Here is a 19961-nt window from a genome sequence, read left to right as displayed (position 1 = left end):
CCAATGGGAGTGCACAGAACCATCGATGATGGTTTCGCGTACTTCGCACAGCTGTTGGCGGATTTCGGGGACGCGGCGGACGAGTTCATCCGGGACGTCAACGACTGGCTCCCGTTCCCGGTCCTCCCGCCGATCGTCCGCGCGGCGATCGACGGGTGGCTCGGCGAGTACCCGGACGCGCACCCCGACGACGTCCAGCCCCTCGTCGACTTCTGGAGCGCCAAGGGCCTGGACCTGGCCGACCTGCAGGAGCAGCTCAGCACGCTCACCGAGATGGTGACGCAGGGTTACCAGGGCGCCGCGCCGGCGCAGTTCGCCACCGCGTCGACCCAGTTCAGCAAGGTCATCCTCGGCGCGGCGCAGAACGCCATGGCGATGGGCATGGGCGTCGGGCAGTTCCAGACCAGTCTCGCGCTGGCGAAGAACAGCTACGAGGTCATGCTGGTCATGACCGTCACCGAGATCGCTGTCTCGCTGGCCGCCGCCGTGCCGAGCCTCGGCGGGAGCCTCGCCGGGATCCCCGCCTCGATCACGGCGACCGGGCTGGCCCTGCGCGCCGCGATTCGCAAGGCGGTCGCCGAGATCGCGGAGATCTCCATCAAGCAGGTGATCAAGGAGTTCTCCATCAAGGGCGCCGGCGCGGCGATCGCGCGGGGCTGGCGGATCTACCTCGCGCACACCGCGGGCCGGATCGGGGCGCGTGAGCTCGAGCGCAGCCTGATGCGGATCATGCCGCAGTTCAAGAACCCTGCCATCCGCAGGGAGATCGCCCAGCAGCTCGCGCGCGGATACGGCGGTCGCGAGACGCTCGAGCGGATCACCCAGCGCGCCGTCCAGAAGGGCGGCCTCACCCCGGAGATGCAGCGCCGGCTCGCGGAGGAGGTCGCCACGCACGTCGCGCGGGGCGGTGCGGGCAAGGTCATCGGTCAGCGGTTGTTCGGCTACGGCGTGCGCAGCGGTCTGATGTACGGCGCGGGCGGCTCCCTCGCCGGCGAAGTCCTGACCGACATCGAGATGGGCGACAAGTACCGGGTCAACTTCACCAACGTCGCCGCGGGTTTCATCGGCGCCTCGCTGGGTGGCGGGCCGCTGGCGCTGGCGGCGGGACTTCCGGCGCACGTCATCCTCGGTGCCGCGGGCGGTGTGATCGGCCAGATCGGGTCGGTGGGTTTCACCGCGGGCATGGACAAGCTGATGAACGCCGAGGGCACGCCGCACGACACCAACGCGCGGAGTGCACGCGGTGGCCAGCAGGCGGGCGAGGATCCGCTCAGCTGGGACAACCTCAAGAAGGCCGCGCTCGGTGGCGCCGTCGGCGGTGTGCAGGAGCTCTACGCCGGCGGGACGCAGCTGTTCCGGTTCGACCGGTCTTCCATGAGCATGCATTTCGAGCTGGGCGAGCACTTCCAGGCGAACCTGGCCGACCGGCGGCTGTTGGCGGACTTCCGCGCGGGCAACGACTTCTCGAACTTCATCGGCCAGGCACCCGGGCAGGCCCCGGCGGGTGTCACAGGGGCCGGTGGCGGGGCCACGCCGGCCGCGGGGCACTCCGGTGGTGGCACCCAGACCGCGGCGGGCGGCGGATCGGCGGGCAGGTCCGCCGGTTCCAGTGCCGGGTCGGGTTCTGTTGGCGGGTCCGGCGGCGGTGGAGGTTCGGCGGCGCGGGGCGGAACTCCGTCCGGGGCCGGGGGGCCCGGCGGGGCCGGGCAGAGCGCCGGGGACGCGCCGTCCCGCAACGGCCGCACCGGCGAACAGCAGCAGGACCCCCAGCGGGCGACGCCGGACGAGAGCAGCGGACCGGAGACCGGGGACACCTCTTCCGGGGATGCTTCCCGGACCGCGCCGGAGGAACCGCGCCGGGTGGCCACCGCGGGTGGCGACCAGGCCGAGGGGAACCGGACCGCCGAACCGGCGCGCGACACCGGCCGCCCGGCGCAGCCGGACCAGAGCGCGGACCACCGCACCCCGGCCGGCCGGGGCGAGACGGCGGACCGCGCCGGCACGCAGCAGGGCGACACCACGACCACCGACGGCGGTCGTCAGCAGGGCGACTCCGCCCAGAACCCGGATTCGCCCGCGCGCGAGGGGGAGCAGTCCGCCGACACCGCCCAGAGTCCCGACTCGACGACCCGGTCCGGTGACGCCACGCAGAACCCGGACTCGTCCACCCGCGACGGCGACCACTCGGCCGACACCGACCGGAACCCGGATTCGTCCACACACGACAGTGGCCGCTCCGGGGACGACACCCAGACCCCGGATTCGTCCACCCGGGACGGTGGCCAGGCCGCCGACACCGCGCAGAACCCCGATTCCGCCGACCGTGACAGTGACAGCGCGGACAGTGAGGCCCGCGTCACCGACACCCGCGAGCACCGGCAGCAGTTCACCCCGGACACCCCGCCGGAGAAGTTCGAGCGCGGGCCGGAGACGGCGACGGCGGTCACCGCGCGCACGCTCGACGCCCTGAAGGACGAGGGCTACACGGTCCAGGTGGACCGGGAAACCGGCATGTTCAGCGTCATCTCGCCGGACAACCAGACCGCGGAGTTCTTCCTCACGCTGAACGACGACCTGCCCGCCGGCGCGATGGAGGTGCGCGGCGACGAGGTCCACGTCTCGAGCCTGGTCTCTGAAAGCATGGCCGAGGTCATGCAGCACAACCAGGCCATGATGGGCCAGGTCCTGGAGCACCTGTTCGCCCGCGCCCCGTTGCCCGACGAGTTCACGCCGTCCCTGGTGTTCACCCACGCGGGCAGGGTCGAGGGTGCGACGGCACCGCGGCCGGGGACGAGGTGGCACGCGCTGCCCCGCACCGTGCAGGCCGGTCCGGACGGGATGCCGTCGACACCGACCGCCCAGGACCTCACCGACGCGATCACCCGCCGCCAGGAGTCCACCCCGGACAACCACTACGCGAGCCCGCGCATCGCCACCGCGCTGCACGGCACCCCGGGCGAGGGGCCGTTGGTCGTCCAGTACGGCAACGGCAACCGCGTCCTCGTACAGGTCCTGCTGGACGACCGCGTCCCCGACAACCACGTGCGAGTCGACGCCGGAACCTGGCAGGTGCGGCCCGACGGGTCCGCGCGCCAGACCGGTGAGGCCACGATCCGGATCGGGCGCGGCGATCTGGACGCGCTGCTGGAGGAGGGCCTGCGCACGGTCGCCGACGGCGTGCCCGGGCGCGACCAGCCGCACCAGGCGGTCAACCACCGCGAGCTGTCGCGCGTGCCGCGCGAGCCGGTCAGCGGCTCGATCACCGTCACGCAGGACACCACCGCGGACAGCGAAGCGGTTGTGCGCGAGTTCGACTCCTTCGCCCGCGGACTGGGCCGGACCACCGCGCCGCAGGCCGTGCTCACCCCGTCCGCACCGTCACTCGGTGACGCGATCCCGCTGCAGCGCCTCCCCGAATCCGGCGTCCGCCTGCCGCAGCGGGTGGAGTTCCACGACGACGTCGTGCGCCTGGTCTACGACGACGTCACGGTCGACGCCGTGCTGGCGGTCGACTCCGAACTGGCGGCGGGCGAGTACCAGGTCGTCTACCCCCGGTTCACCCCCGACGGGGTCCAGGCCGAACCCCTGCAGCTGCGGGTGTCGGACCGGACGCTGAGCGACGGCTTCCAGCGCACGATCGCCGAGCGGGTGAAGTGGCGCCACGTGCTCGGCGAGGTCGGCACGACCCTGCAGGGGCTGGGCGACCTGACCGACGGCACGGTGGCCCTCTACCGCGACCGCGGCATCGTCCCGCTCGCCAGGACGGTCATGACCACGGTCCGCGGCGCGCGACTGGTGCCGGACCCGCTCGCGCCGCGGAGCGAGGACGGCGGGCCGCGGCACCTCGAGGTGCGGATGCCCGACGCCACCTCCTTCACCCAGGACACCGGCCAGGTGATGCGGGCGCTCGTGGACGCGGGTCTGCGCCCCGACACCACCGAACCGCAGTGGGACCACGTGGGATCCGGCCTCGTCACCACGTGGACCAACCCGGTCACCGGCGAGCAGTTCGTGCTGCGGTTCGGCACGCCCGATTCGGTCGCGGCCCGCGCCCACGCCGCGCGGCTGGACCCGGACACCGGCCAGCGGGCCGAGATCCTGCGCGGTGTGCTCGAACCGGACGACCTGAGCGCGATCGAGCTGCCCGGAGGGGAACGCCGGAACGCCTGGGAGCTGGCCGGCGTGGCCGACCACGAACACCGGCCTCCGATCCTCGACCTCGAGGTGCCCGGCGACGTGCTCGACCGGATGCTGGAGCGGCACGGACCGGAGACGACCTCCCCCGAGCACCTCCGGATCGCGGCACGCTGGTTCGGCGAGGGCACGAACCCCCGGTCCGTACTCGGCGACGCCGTCCGGGACGTCGTCCGCCGGCCGGACGTCGCCAGGTTCGACGAAGAAACGGGTCTGTGGGCCGTTCGCGGGGACCGCGACGGGGTGGCGATCGCGGCGGTCGTGGCTCCTGACGGACAGGTCCTGCAGGCCGAACCCCTCCCGGGTCCGAACACCGAAGCGGGCCGTCCGGCCCCCGAGGATCCGAGCACCTGGCGGACGCCGTTCCAGGACGCCGTCGCCGCCGTCGACGGGGCCCGGCTCCGGCAGACCACGCTCGCCGACCTGGCCCAGGACGGGCCGGCCCGGTTCACCGTGGACCTGGACGACGCCTCGGTCACCGATTCACTCGTGCGGGAGTTCGCCTGGCGCGGCTTCGAACACGGCGAGGTCCGCGACGGCCGGGTCACGCTGCGCCACGTCCACTCCGGGCAAACCATCGAGCTGCGGCTGCGCGCGCCCGAACCGGACACCGCCGCGCCGGACACGGCCCGGCCGGATCCCGTCGCCGGCGCGGTGGCAGCGGTGCCGGACGCGGCGGTGACCGAGGAGGGACCGTCCCGCTACACCGTCACCGTCAACCCGGACGACTACCTCGCCGACGGCGTCAAGGTCGCGGAGGAGCTGGAAAGCCGGGGCTTCACGCTGGACGACGTCGACGGCGCCTGGGGCCGGCGCGAGCTGGGCGGCCTCGGCGGGCGCCAGTGGCACGGGTGGCACACCACCTGGACCGCGCCCGACGGCCGTACCGTCGAGATCAACCTGACCACCGAGGCCGGTGTGCGGCACGCCGCGGAGGTGGCCGACCTCGCGCGGCAGCGCGACCGGCTGGGCCGCAACGATCCGCGCCGGTTCTGGCTGCAATCGCGCCTGCGCCACCTCACCGAGAACCCGCCGGTGCCGCAGCACGCGGAACTGACGCCCGCGGTGCGCCGGCGGCTGGCGGGGGGTCGTCTGGCCGCGCAGGTCGCGAGCGAGCTGAACGTGCCGTCGGTGACACTGACCCGGCTCGACGGCGAGGACGACACGCAACGGGGTCACCTGGTCGCCCGCACCCCGGACGGCACCGAGGTCGCGGTCGTGCGGATCCACCACGACCTCGCCGCGTTGCGCGAGGAGCTGGGCAACGTCAGCCCCACGTTGACGATCACCGGCGTGCGCGCGCTGCCGGGCACGGCGGCCGGCATCGCCGTGGCACCGCTGACCGGCGGCAGCACGGTGGCCGAGGTGGTCACGATGCTCACCGACGCCATCCGGCCGAACGGCTGGCACCACCCGGACGTCATCTTCGACGCACGACGTCCGCCGGCCGACCGCATCCGCCTCGACCCGGAACGCGTCGGGCACATCCTCGACGGCAACCGGGGCGGCGGTCACCGCTACGGCACCGGACGGCCGGGCAAGACCGAGTTCCCGGAGCGGTGGAACGAGCACGGTCCGCGTACCGAGGCGATCATCCGCCAGACCGCCGAACACCCCACCCGCGTCGTGTGGAGCACCGAGCACCACTCCTGGGTGGCGAGCCGCGAGCACGACGGCGTCGTCGTCGAAGTCGCCGTGCTCGACGACGGCTGGATCTCGACCGCCTACCCGCTGGAGGGCGGGCGCGGGGTGGTCACGAACCCCGTGCCGACGGAGCCGGCACGGCACGAGGTGCCGCCCACGCTGCCCCAGCCCACTCTGGACCGGCTGGCGATCCGTCACCCGGATCACCCGGCGCGGGTGGACAAGTTCCCCGCCGAGTGGTTCGAACCAGGGCGGATGGAAAGCATCCTCACGCAGGTCGTCACCGACGGCCTGCAGCCCGAGGCACTGGCCCGGCGCCCGCTCGAACCGGTCCACCGCAAGAAACAGGAGTGGGTGCACGGGGACTACGATGGCGTCCGGCTCCGGGTCGCGATCGACGGCGACAACGTCATCCAGCAGGCCGAGCCGCTGGACGACCCGGGCGGTGACGGGACTCCGCAACGCGAAGGAGGGCGGGACGATGGAGCTCTCCGAGGTGGAGATCGCTCGGCGGATGGCGGAACTGCCCGGCAGGTTCCTGGACCGGCTGGACGACGAGGCGCTGAACTCGGTTCGCCGGACGCTGACCGTGGGCGAGTGGCCGATGAGCGTGCAGGCGCTGATCCGGGCACTGCGGAGGCTGGACAGCCCGGTGTCGACGCGGGAACGCGAGGAACTGCGGACGTTGCTGGCGCTGTTCGACAGCCCGGAGGACCCGGAACCGCTGCGGGAACGAGCGGCGCGGGTGAGCGAGGACCTGACGGCGCTGACGGAAGTGCCGAGCCTGAGCGAGGCGGAGGCGACCGAGCTGGCCAGGACGCTGCTGGAGACGTTCGGGCCGCGGATCCCGGAGCCGGACCGCGGGGAGATGGTCCAGTACGCCGAACTGGCGAACTGGCCGGATCTGACGCTGACGACGGTGGAGCTGCTGGAACGGCACAGGGTTCCGGTGACACCGGAGGAGCACCGGATGCTCTGGCAGCTGCTGGACGCGATGGATCTGTCTCGCGAGGGGATGACGGCGATCCCGGTGCGGTAACGGTTCTCGACGACGGAGCGCGCCAGGCGCTGGCCGACTTCGGCAAGTCCGGCGCCCCGGCGATCGCCGACGCGCTCGGCGTGCCGCTGTCCACAGTGGAGGACCGGTTCGACCAGCTGGCGTCGAGCGCCTTCGCGCTGGGGGAGCAGGGCATCGCCCGCGCCTTCCCCGGCGATGACGCGGCCCGCGCGCGGCTCGAGCCGTACGTCGCGGCCAGCAGCGTGTACGACTGGGAATCCGGCCGGGTGGGCTTGCGCCTCGGCCGGCCGGAGGCCGACCTCGCGACCGAACTCGCCCGGGGTGTGGTCACCTCGTTCCGCCAGACCACCCCGGCCGACGACCTCCGGGCGGCGGACACCTCCGACCCGGCGGAGGCCCGCAGGCTGACCGGGCGGCGGCGGGCGGCCGACCATCGGGTCGTCCTGGCGTGGCTGGACGCGGTCGGCGGCACCCGCGCCGAGGCACTCGCCGAGGTGCGGGCCAGGGAGGAAGCCGTGCTCGGGGCCGCGCCCCAGCTCAGCTTCCACAACCGGTTCGACCACACCGCCGAGGCCCTGGCCGCCGTGGCCGACGGCCGGTCGCCGGTGGAGCCCAACCTGGGAGCCGAACGGCAGACGGGGCGGGCGCTCCAGGTCACGACTGCACGCTTCGCCCTCGCGGTCGTGGGCGCCGTGGACCAGGACGGGATGGCGGACGCGGTACAGCGCGCGCTCGAAGACGCGGGCGTGCACGCCGTACGGGAGGCGCACGGTGGCACCACCACGTGGACGCTGACGCACCAGGGATCGTCCTGGCGGCTCACCGTCGAGGTGAGCGAGTTCGCCACCGAACCGAGCGTCCGGGTCCCGCCGCCGCGGTTCGACGGCGCGCGCTGGGTGCAGGACCCGGTGGTGGCGGTGGTCCCGCCGGTGCCGGTCCACCCCGCGTGGCAGTCCGAAGTGGCCGTGACGCTGGTCGACGGGCTGTTGGCCCAGGTGCCGCCCGCCATCCGGGGCCTGGCCGCCGAAGTGGCCTCCGTGGACTGGCCCGCGCTCGCCTCGCGGGAGGTCACCGCGCGCGAACCCGGAATGCAGGCCGCCGACCCGGCGGTCGTGCTCGCGATCGATCCGGTGACGGCCTACGACACCCTCGACCGCACGGTGCCGCTCAACGCCGAACCGGCCATCCCCGGGTTGGTGACCTCGACCGACACGGCGCTGGTCGCGGACACCGTCCGTCACGCGCTGGAGGCCACCGGCGCCCGGGACATCACCTTCGACGGCACGACCGTGTCCGGGGTGTTCGCTGACACCGGCCTCGGTTTCACCGTGCGCATCGATCCGGCCGCGACCCGGGCGCACGTTTCGCTGCCGGTCGTCGAGTTGCGGGTCGACCCGGGCGCCGGTCTGCGCGACGGCCGGTGGACGCAGAACCGCGCGGCCGAGATCGTGCTGCCGCCGGTGACCGTCGAGCCGGGTTGGCGGCAAGCGATGGTCGTCTCCGCGCTGCTGGACGCGCGGGCCAAGGTCGCGCTCCCGATCACCGAGACGGTCCGCGGTCTGGAGACCGATTCGCGCGTGGGGGAGCTGCCGCCGCTGCGCGACCTGGCGGCGGACCTGCCCGCTTCCGGTGCGCCGGTCGGCGAGCTGCGTCAGGGCGAGCGGACCGTGCTCAGCGTGCCGGGGCAGGAGCGCGTGGTGCGGAGCGTGCAGGCGCCCGCCGAACCGTGGCGGGTCCGCACCACCGACCCGCGCGCGATCGAGAACACCCTGCGGGACATGCTCGCGGGCGACGCGGACTGGGCGGGGCGGGTCCGGCCCGACCCCCGCGGGGACGGCACGACCTGGCTGCTCACCGGCCGCGACGACGGGCTGGTGCTGCGGTTCCGGGTGCGCGTCGACCCGGACGCGGACACCGCCCGGGTGGTGCTGCCCGCGATGGACCTGCGGGTCGACGTGGACGCCGCCCGCGACAGCGAGCCGGGATCGCGGCTGACCGGCGGGCGATGGGTGCAGACGGGTGTGGCGGAGGTCGTCGTGCCGCCGCTGGCCGCCGAACCGTCCTTGCTTCGCCGGGCGCTCGTCCCGCTCGCCGCCGAACTCGGGGTCCGCACGCCCGCGGCGCTGCAGTCCGCAGTGGACCGGCAGGCGGCGGCCTGGGGCCGGTGGGAGCTGGTGACGCTGCCCGCGGTGGGCGACCTCGCGACCGGTTCGGTCACCGGGCCGCGCATCGCGGAGCCGGAGCGTCCGCTGCCGACCGCGGTGTTGACCACCGATGCGGCCGAAGTCGAGCTGCCCGCGTCCGAAGTGGACATCACCGCGGATCCGGCCGAGGTGACGCGGGCGGTCGAAACGGCCTTCGGCGCGGCCGGGATCCGCACCGAGACCGTCACGCGTCCGGACGGGACGGTGGTCCGCACCGCCCGGGCCGACGGGCTGCGCTGGCAGTACGAGGTGCGCGTGGATCCCGACGCGACCGCGCCGAGCGTCCGGGTCCCGGCCGTCGAGCTGCACCTGGATCCGCGGACGCAGTCGGACGCGGGCCGCTCCGGCAGCCGCCTCGATCAGGGCCGGTGGGTCCAGGCGGCGCCGGTGGAGATCGTCGTCCCGCCGACGACCGACCACGCGGCGCTGACCGAGGTCGTGGCCGGTGCGGTCGAGCAGGTGAACACCCGGATCCTGGAGGACACCTGGCGCGTCCGGGCCGCGGTCGCGTCGGATTCGCCGCCCCCGCACCCCGGTGACCTGGTCCCGTCCGCGGATCCGGTTGTGGCGTCGCTGAACACCGCCCGCGCGGAGATCGGGGACTTCGCCAAGCGGGGCACGCGCGCCCTCGCCGACGCGCTCGGGGTGACCGAGGACGAGGTCGTCCGCCGCCTCGACGAGAAGCTCGCCGAGGCCTTCGAACTCAACGCGCGCGGCATCGTCCGCGGGTTCGGCGGCGACCAGGCGGCCTGGGACCGGCTGTCGCCCTACCTGCCGGCCGCCGCGGTCTACGACTGGGAGACCGGCCGCGTCGGTCTGGCTGTCGGCGCCCCGGTGGACGTCATCGCGGCCGGGCTGGTGAAGGAGGTGGTCACGTCCTTCCGCGAGCCGCCTGCCGAGGCCGCGCGGACCGCCACCGGTTCCCCGGCCGACCTGATGCTGGACCGGGAGATCGCCGACCACCTGGCGGTGCTGGCGTGGGTCCAGTCGCTGGACGGCCCGCTCAGCGCCGAGCTGGCCGAGGTGCGGACCTGGACGCCGGAGCTGCTGCGCGAGGTGCTGCGGTACCGGTATCCGTCCACCACGGACCACGTGGACCGCTTCACGACGGCCATCCGCCAGGGCGACCCGGTGGTGGAACCGAGCCTGGGGCGGGAGCAGGACCTCTGGCTGCTGCGCGAGGCCGAGGACGTGCTGCGCGGCGGGCCGGGCGGTCACCCGATCCACGTGTCCGCCCAGGTGACCGGGCCGGACCGGGTGGCGTTGCAGATGACCTACCGCGGCGGGCGCACCGCCACGGTCTTCCTGCAGCCGACCGCGTCGGCCGAGGCGATCGCGGAGCAGGTTCGCCTGATCGAGCAGCGGTTCGGTGCCGAGCTTCCGGTCGACGCCTTCGTCACGGCCGCTGAAGTGGAGGCCGTGCTCCGCGAGCTGGGTGTCCAGGACCGCGCGGACGTCACCCTGTCCGCGCACCCCGACGGCGTCACGATGACCGCGCTGGACCGTGCGGGCCGGACGCACCGGATCGAGTTCCGGGCAGGCCAGGACCTGGAGTTGCATCCGGCCGTGCCGGGTGACGACGTGGTCCGCGTCGTCATCCCGTCGCAGGCCGACCCGCGCGCCCGGCTCGCCGAACTGGTGGCGGCGCTGCGGGACGCCATCCCCGCGGGCCCGCCCGCGACCACCGCGGACCAGAGCCCGTCCGCCCCGGCGCCGCCGGCCCCACCCACGCCCGGCCCGTCCGCGCCGGACCCGGCGCCGCCCGCGCCCGACCCCACCGAGACCGGCGACACCACCGACACCACCGGGACCGCCGAGGCGATCCAGGCCCTCCGGGGCGAGGTGGACGCCGCCATCGCCGGCGCCGGCCTGCGCGACCACGGTGGCCAGGTCGCGGTGCGGACCCAGGAGGACCACGTCGAGATCGTGGTGCTCGACCGGTCGGGCGGCCGGCACCGCGCCGAGATCCGCCTCGGCGACGGCCTGTTCGTCGAGCCGCTCGAAGCGCGGGCGGGTGCGGACCGCTTCGCCGTCCCGGCGACGGCCGACGGCCCGACGCGGACCCGCATGATCGAAGGGGAGCTGCGGATCCTCGCCGAGCAGTGGCGCCTGGCCGACGCCGAACCCTTCGCGCCCGGACCCCAGCAGGTGCAGTCGCCGGAACCGCTGCCCATCAGGCCGCGACCGGCGCCCGTCGTGGAGCCCGTGGCGCAGGCGTGGATCCGCCAGGGCGATGGCAGCGACGGTCCGATGCGGACACTCGCCGAGACCGTCGTCGCCCGGATGGCCGGGCATCCGGTCCAGGTCACCGCGACCCGCGTCGACACCGACGAGGTCCACCTCCAGGTCACCTACGGCGACCAGCGGCCCTTCACCGTCGTGGTCCGCGAAGGCAGCGAGGTGTGGCCGTACTTCCAGGACCTGCGCGACGGCGTGCCGGCGCGCGACGACAGGTTCGGCCTGCGCACCGGCAACACCTACGACATCCAGCTGCCCCTGACGGCCCTCGGTGACACCCTGCCGACCGTGGTGGCCGACGCGGTCCTGCAGATCACGCTGTCCCGCTTCCGCACCCAGCTCAACACGCCGGATCCGGTCCGGTTCTCGCACGAGCGGGGCGAAGCCATCCCGGCTGCCGTGGCCGAGCGCGGGGTGGCCCGGGCGGCCCTGGGTGACTCCCTGCGCGCCCCGCTCGTCACCGCGGGCCCCGACGACGGCGCGGTCACCGTGCGGGCCACCGACTCCGGTGGCCGGCCCTTCCGCGTCGAGTTCCGCACCATCGAGGGCGTCGACGCGCCCCGGCTGCGGGTCGCGGTGGGTGACCACCTCGCCTACGTCGTCGAGGTGCCACCGGGCACCACGCAGGCCACCCAGGTCCGGATGGTCGCCGACGGGCTGCGCAACGTCCTCGGGTACCGGCACGCCGTGCTCGGTCTCGGGGACCCGCCGCCGCCCCGCGGGGAGATCGCGCCGGACAGCCAGGCGGACCTGCTGCCCGCGATCCCCGCCGACACCGGCCTGCCCGCGTCCTTCGGCATCCGGGCGATGGATCCGATGGCGCTGTTCCCGCAGGCGGACCCGCTGCGCACGGCCGCGAACGAGATCGCCGCCGGGGTCGGCGAGGACCGTGCCGCGCTGAGCCGGGCCCAGCAGGCCTACACGGCCGCGCTGACCGCGGTCGAGGACGACGAGGCCTACATCCCGTGGGTGGCGCAGCGGCTGGGCGAACTGATGAGCGTGCCGGCCGACGACGCGCGGGTGCTGGAGGCGCTGGCGTCGGCGTACGACCTCACCCGCGCCGAGATCGAGGCACGCGTCATCGAACCGGGCGGCGCCCTGCAGACGACGTACGTCGTGGAGCCGCCGCCGGGCATCGCGCGTGAGATCATCGGCCAGAACGCCGAGATCACCGCGCGGCTCGTCGCGGAGCACCGCCTGCGCCTGCTGGTGGCCGCGGAGAACGCCGGGAACCGTCTGGCCGAAGCCGAACAGCGGTGGACCCGCCGCCGGGACGGTGCCCTCCGCGAGCTCGAGCGGATCCGCCAGGACGCGATCGACGACGGCCTGCCGGCCTGGACCGCGAACTCCGCGACCGCCGTGGCCGAGAGCCGGATCCGGCTGGCCGACGACCGGCCCGGGTTCCGGCCGCGCCAGGACCAGGTCCGCCCGGCCGCGACGTTCGGCTCGCGCGGCTTCGACGTGCGCGCGTTCCGGGGCGCGCGGCGCGGTCTGGCCACGGCGATCCGGCAGCACGAGCCCGCCCGGCGCGCGGCCGAGGCCCGGTACCGGCGAGCCGCCATCGAACTGCGCGAGGCCCGCAACGCCGTCAACGAACGCCGCGGCTGGGTGCCGGCCCTGCTGCGCACGGAGGGCCGGAGCGACACCGGCATCCAGACCGTCGCCAACGCCCTGAACCTGCCGGTCCGGTACGTCACCGCGAGCCGCGCCGCCGAGGCGGAGGCCCCCTTCCGCGGCAACCGGACGGAGATCCTGCGCCTGGCCGCGACGGAGGTCCGCGCCCGCCAGGCCCGCCTGGAGGCGGCGATCGAGGCCTACCTCGCCGCCGAGCGCGCCCGCGACGAGGCGCACCGGAACTACGTGGACGGTCTGCGGGCGGCGGTCAACGCGGCGGCCGACGACGGCATCAAGCTCGTCGAGATCGCCCGCCGCACCGGTCTGACCGACGCCGAGGTCAGCGAGATCACCCGCCGGGTGGTGGCTTCCGGCCGCGCGGAGACCGAGTCGCGCTACGGCCTGCCCTACGTCGACCGCTACCTGGAGGGGCGCGGGCTGCTGGCCAGGCTGGCCCGGCGGTTCCTCGGCACCAGCGCGCTGCTGGACATCGACCACTACATCGCCCGGTTCGAGGCCATCGACCCGGACTCCCCGGACGCGATGCAGCAGCTGATCGACCTCGGCGTCTCGCTGGACACCGCGCTCGCGTTGTTCACCAACCGGTTGTCCACTCGCGACATCAGCGACGTCCACCACCACCTGCTCAGCTACGCGCTGGACAACCAGTACCTCGGGCAGGGCCGGGAGAACGCCGAAGCGGCGAAGACCCGGATGCAGGAACTGCTGGCGTGGCTGAAGGCCGAGCCGAAGGCGAGCCTGGCCGAGCGGCAGCTGCGGTACCGGGCCGCGCGCGGGGACCTGGGCCGCATCCTGTACTCGCCGATCCGCGAGCGCGCGTTCGGCCTGGCCGCGGCCAGTGGCGCCACCTACTACGGTCTCATCAACTCGCTGCGGGCGGGGCTGATCGACAAGAAGAACGTCCTGGAGCTGCAGGGCAAGCTCGCCGACGTCCTGATGCTCAAGATGTACAACGAGCTGCCCGCCGACGTGCGGTGGCGGGCCGACGTCGGCCTGGTCGGCACCCGCTGGGACATCACCGGCGCCGAGGGCTACGACCTGACGATGCTGATGGCCGAGTTCGCCTACCTCGGCGCGGAGCAGACCGACGACAAGGAGGCCATCAAGCAGCTGCTCGGGGACGAGGCGAACACGACCTACAACCCGAAGTGGATCAACCAGCTCAAGCTGTCGGTCGCCGCGGCGGTGCGGGTCAGGACCGACCTCGCCGAGGGCAGGCTGACCGGAACCGCGGCCGAGGAAGCCCGCGCCCTCATCGGCGATCCGGAGTCCGTCCGCAATCCCGTCGACCAGGCCGAATACCTCGAAAATCTCGTCCGCAACGGGGAGACGCTGCGGTACCTGCTGCGGTCGGCCGGGCATCGGGAGATGGCGGCGAGCCTGCCGGCCGAGGTGCCGGAGATGTTCAACCCGCACCTGCTGTCCAAGCTGCGCGGCAACCGGATGACCGGGCAGACCTTCCTGCTGCACAAGGACAACGGGTTCGCCACGGTGGACCTGAACGGGCTGTTCCGCGCGGGGCCGCCGGACGAGCGTGGCCTGGTCCCGATGATGGCCCTGCTGAAGCACTACCCGGAGTTCCGGCACAACCGGATCATCTGGGCCCACCTGGGCGTCGGCAACTGGACGGAGCTCACGGTCGAGCACCTGGACTGGGTCGAGCGCATGCTGGAGCTGGCGCCCGGCCTGCACTACGACTTCTCGTGGACGCCGCTGGGCCAGTACATGCGGGACAGCCCGGAGGTGCTCGAGCGGTTCATCGAGCTCGCGGTCAAGTACTCCGACCGGCTGATCTTCGGGTCGGACGGCATCAGCATGATGCCCAGCACGCAGCTGGACCGGCACTCGACGGAGATGGAGCCGGTCTACCGCGCGATCATCGACCGCTACCCGGATCAGGGCGAGGCGATCGTCGCGAAGCTGCGTGGCGGCAACTACGTCCGGGTGATGAACGAGGCCGAGCGGGACGCGAGCCAGCGGTTCGTCGACGAGTACTTCTCGCGGCACCACAACGCCTGGGTCGAGGTGCTGTCCAACCTGCCGGAGCACGTGCTGAAGGGGTTCCACGCCAAGGCGAAGGCGCTGGTGGAGAACGGGTTCGTGCCGCACCCCGACCAGGCCGTCGGCCCCGGCACCGGCATCGGGGACGGCTCGGCCGCCCGGTCGGCCGAGACCCCGGACGACCGCAGCCAGCGGTTCGTCGACGAGTACTACTCCGAGCACCGCGACGCCTGGCTCGCCACGATGGCCGACGCACCCGAGGAGGTGCGGCAGGCCTTCCACGCACGCGCGCAGGAGCTGTGGGACCGCGGCTTCCGCCCGCGCGAGGGCCGGGCCGAGGGCCCCGCCGGCACCCGGGACGGCATCTGGCGCGAGAACCCGCAGATCGAGTCGGCCATCACGGCCTACCGGATCGTCTACGGCAAGTTCCACCGCACCGAGGCCGCCAAGCAGGTCGTGCGGGACAACCGGGCACAGATCCGCGAGGCCGCCCGCGACCGCGCCGCGCGGATCCGCGACCGCAAGGGCCTCCAGCCGGAGGAAACGGACAAGCTCGGCCTCGGCGCCCCGGTGGAGGCGCTGATCGCGGCGCACTACGCGTTGCAGGCGGCCGAGGGGCTCAGCCGGCAGGAGCAGGAGGCGCTCGTCGGCACAGTGCTCGACAACGTCACCCGCACCGAGGAGCAGCGCCTCGCCAGCGAGGAGAAGGGCAAGGAGCTTCGCAGCTACTGGCGCAAGCGCGGCCTGGTCGGCTGGACCACCAGCACGGCCGTGGCCGGTGCCGGCGCCACCGCCATCGTGATGGGCGCTGTGCCCGCGGCCGTCGCGGCAGCGGCCACCCCGGTCGCCGGTGCCGCGTTCGTCGCGCGGTCGCTGCTGTCGAGCCTGAAGGTCGCGCACACCCAGGACATCCGGGTCACCACCGAGTCGATGATGGAGCGGGAGCGCGTCGACGTCGAAGCGGTGCACCGGCTCATGAAGATGACCCGCCAGCTGATGGTCAACGAGATCAGCCCGGGCGGCCGCAAGCTGCGCGCCGACTTCGCCCACATCGTGGAACGTGTGGTCGGCCAGTTCGAGCGCACGGTCAAGGAGATGCTGGTCGACTACATCGCGACCATCCACTTCAGACTTCCGGACGGGGTGACGGCGCAGAGCCGGCGGGTCTGGGCGAACATGCTCTTCTCGCGGCTGAAGGACTACGTCAACCGGATCATCGGCGGCACCGCGGACTCCATCAACCGGATGAACCCGACCTCCGGACCGGCGGGCCGGGCCTCGCACGTGGTCACCGCCGGTACGTGGCTGCTCAACGGCTTGAACCAGCTGTACCAGGGGCTGATCGGCGCGGGGCTGACCGCGTTCGTGTCGCTCGCCTACCTGCCGTCGTCGGTGTTGTTCGGGCTGACCGCGGTGCCCGGCATGTGGAGCCAGTACGACCCGGTGGCCCGTCCGGGCATGCGCAAGATCCAGAACATCCTGGCCTTCCCCCTGCTGACCGTGGCGAACGCCGCGCTCACCGTGCAGTACCTGAAGGAAGGAAACTGGTTCAAGATCGTCAGCGCGACAACGCTGACCGCAGCGACCGTCAAGCTCTCCCGGATCGGCATCAAGGTCGAGCGCAAGGAGGGCCGGGTCGGCGCGAAGATCGGCCCCGGTGCGATGTTCTTCGCCCAGAGCGCGCTCACCGCCGTCGGCACCGCGATGATCACCAGCAACCCGGTGGTCCTCAGCGCGGTCGGGGCGTTCGCCCTCACCGGGCCGGCGATCTACCTCGCCCGCGGGGCGTGGGCGCGGTTCCGGGCGATCGACCGATTCCAGGCGTCGCGGCACAGCCGGTACGAGGGCAACTCGCAGGAACGGGCGCAGCGGGGCGGGACTCCCGCCCTGCCCGCCGGTGACGGCGCGCCGATCGGCTGGGGCGACGTGCGGCCCGCGCTCGACGAGATCGGCCGGCAGGCCCGGCATCCCGAGCCGGCCACCACGGCTGAGCGCGCCGCGCTCACTGCCAGGATCGCCGAGAACCTCCGCGAGGGTGACGCGGAAAAGCTGGCCGCGCACGCGAAGCAGCCGCCGCGGGAACCGGCGCGCCTACCGGTGAACCGCCGCGGCCCGCGGCCGCCCGCGCGTTCGAGCGGTCCCGGCCGGACGGCACCGCGCGCCTCCGACGAACCGTTCGGCACCGGCCGCGTCGACACCGCCACCGCGCCGATGCCCGCACCGCGCACCGGCCGCGACCCCGGCGGCCTGGGCGAACAGGCGTTCGCCTACCACTCCGCGCCGGGCGAGGACAACGTGTTCGGCGAGCCCCGGGTCGTGCCGTTCCACGAACGCGAGCACCACGTCCTGGGCCGGCCCTGGAACGTCGAGCGGGCGGACGAGCCGGACACCGGTTTCGCCGACGCGCTCGATGCATGGATGCGCAACCACCACGGCGTGGCGGACGAGGACGCGGACGGCGTGTGGCGGTTCACGGACCCGCGGGGCAACACCTTCCGCGCCCGCGTGACAGTCGACCCGGACGCTCCGTGCCCGCGCCTGTACCCGCCGGGGGACGACGGTCTCGCCGAGATCAAGCTGCCCTGGATGCCGGCCGATGGGGGCCACCGCACCGTGCTCCTGGGCAAGACGATGACCCAGGCCCTGCGCTTGCTGCCGAACCTGGTCCAGCCCGTGGCGTCCGCGCCGGCCGGCATCGCCGATTTCGTTCCCGGCCCGGACAATCCGGTCTCGGCGCAGGAGGCGGGCGAGGGCTTCGCCCGGCTGCTCCGGGGTGTCACCTTCGCCGGCGGCACCGTGCACCTCGAGGTCGCCGGCATCGACGCGAACTCGGTCAGCCTGCGTTTCGCCGCCCCGGACGGGCGTTTCGTCGCCCAGCGCATGTTCGTCCGGGACGGCGACGTGCTCCGGGTGCGGCACGACGGCCTCGCCGGTTCGCCCGCCTCCGTCGCTCTCGACGAGTTCCTGCGCGAGCGCTACCGCGAGTGGGGCGTGTCCTCTGTGGACGAGTCCGCGTCCGGTGAGACCGCGGTGACCCGGGCGCTGGCCGGCCAGACCTGGGCTCCGGGGCACGAGGGTCCGCGGTCGGCGCAGGAGGTGCTGGGGCACCTGGCCGAAGAGCTCCAGCACCTGCGAGACGGCCGGAGCCGCCTGGCGAAGCAGCTCGAACTCGGGGCGCGGGGCGGAGCCCAGCAGACCGCGCGCCGGTACGGCGTCACCGACGCGGACGCGCTCCTGGACACGCTGAACCGCCGGATCGCGGCCATCGAGGACATCCTGGCGCGTGGCGGGGCAGACGCGTTCGGGCGGCCGGACTTCCCGTCACCGCGGGAAATCGCCGAAATCGGGGCGCCGGGCCGGGCCGCGCTGAGCGCGCCGCGGGCGGTCCGCCTCCGCGCGGACCTGACCGCTCCGGAGCGCGAGCCGTCCTGGCGTCCCCAGCCGCCGGCCGTGCTCACCCTGGCGTCCGGAGCGGATCTGCTCCTGCAGCGCCACGACACGGTCTATGACGAGATCAGGCTCGGCGAGCTGCCCCGGCACGAGACGACCGGTGGCTTCGCGCGCACCGCCGGGGAGGCCTGGAACCTGCTCGCCGCCGACGGCCGGCTGGTCGTGGAGCTGCCGATCGCCGCCTCGCCGGATCACGTGGCAGAGGTTCGTGCGGGTCTCGGGAAGTGGTTCGCCCGAACCGAACACGTGACGGTGCCGGGCGAGGGGAGACGGATCGTCGCCTCGATGCCGCGCGGCCGTCCGCTGCCGGTCCCGCCGCCCGCGGGACGGGTGCACCTGGCCGCCGCCGGCATCGCCGCTGCTTCGCCCGACGGCGAGTTCGACCACGTCCGGTTCGACGACCTGCCGCCCGCCGCGTTCACCGGCCCGGCGATCGCCGCCGTGGCCAACGGCATGGCGGCCCTGCGCGACGGCGGCACCCTCGCCATCACCAGCAGCATCCGCACCGCCCCGCACCTGCCCGATCTGGTGCACGCGCTGGTGGCCTCCGGCGCCACCACCATCGCCGCGGACGGGGACGTCAACGTCGCCATCACCGCGGACAAGGGCGAGCCGCGCGGCATCGGCCGGGTGTACCGCGAAGCCGTCCGCCGGCTGGAAGCGGCGGGCGCGGACGCCACCGACGCGCCGGAGGACCTCCGTGCGGCGCTGGCGCACGCACGCGCGCTCGCCGCGACGACCGGAACTGCCTCCGGCCAGGCGCGTCCGGTGACCCTGACGCTCGACAACTGGCGCCACGCCGACCTGACCGGCGACGTACTCGCGGAGCTGGCCGGCGCGCTCCCCGCCGGATCGACGATCCGCATCACCACCTCGGCCACCGCTCCGGCCGGGACGATCCGGGTCGCGCTGGAGACGGCGGGCATCGCGGTGACCGCGGAGACGACCACGGGCAGGACCGTCATCACCGGGTACAAGCGGGAGGCCCCCGCCGAGCCCGTGCTCGTCGCCCCGGCGGAGCCCGGCGACCGGCCGCCGGGGATCGCCGGTTTCTTCCCGCACCAGGGGATCTGGGCGCCCGGCCTGGAGTCGTCGGTGCGCGCCTGGTTCGGCGGGCTCGGTGGCCTGGCCGACGTCGCCGACGTCCGGGCGGTCACCGCGGGCGGGCGCGACACCGTGACGGTGATCGTCGACCTCGATCGCGGCCGTCCGGACGCCGCCACCCTGGAGGTGCGGCTGCACCGGGAGGCCGACGGGCGGATCCGGGCGGAGCACCGGTACCCGGGCGCGCCGGAAGCGCCGCCGCGGTCGCGGGGACTGCTTCGGGTGACCCGGCTCCTCGACGACATCTACCGCGCTGACGGTGTCGCGCACGTGGCCCAGCAGGTGTCCGGGGAGCGCGGCGTCGCTCTGGTCGAGGCCGGCTACGGCTGGCACCCGGGCGAGCAGGGCCGTCAGGACGCCGCTCGCGCCATGGCGCGCGTGCGGGACATGCGGAACGCGATGGCCACCGCGGTCCGCCGGAACCAGCGCTTCCCGGTGCGGGGCGGAACCCTTGACGTGGCGCGGACGCGGCG

At 73.9% G+C, this 19961-nt stretch carries 1 protein-coding gene (cut by a window edge); it reads left to right on the top strand.

Annotated features, from left to right (window positions below; genetic code table 11):
• Positions 1-3 precede the first annotated feature (3 nt).
• Positions 4-19961 carry the 5' portion of a toxin glutamine deamidase domain-containing protein gene (locus IE290_RS12585; protein WP_191244719.1) on the top strand. It continues 14905 nt past the right edge of the window, so only the first 19958 of its 34863 coding nucleotides appear in the window; the start codon lies at positions 4-6; its stop codon lies beyond the right edge, outside the window.

The organism is Amycolatopsis deserti (assembly GCF_014653945.1).
GTDB classification, from domain to species: Bacteria; Actinomycetota; Actinomycetes; order Mycobacteriales; family Pseudonocardiaceae; genus Amycolatopsis_E; species Amycolatopsis_E deserti.
The sequence above is the reverse complement of the archived record's forward strand: the minus strand, read 5'-3'. Positions and strand labels throughout refer to the sequence as shown.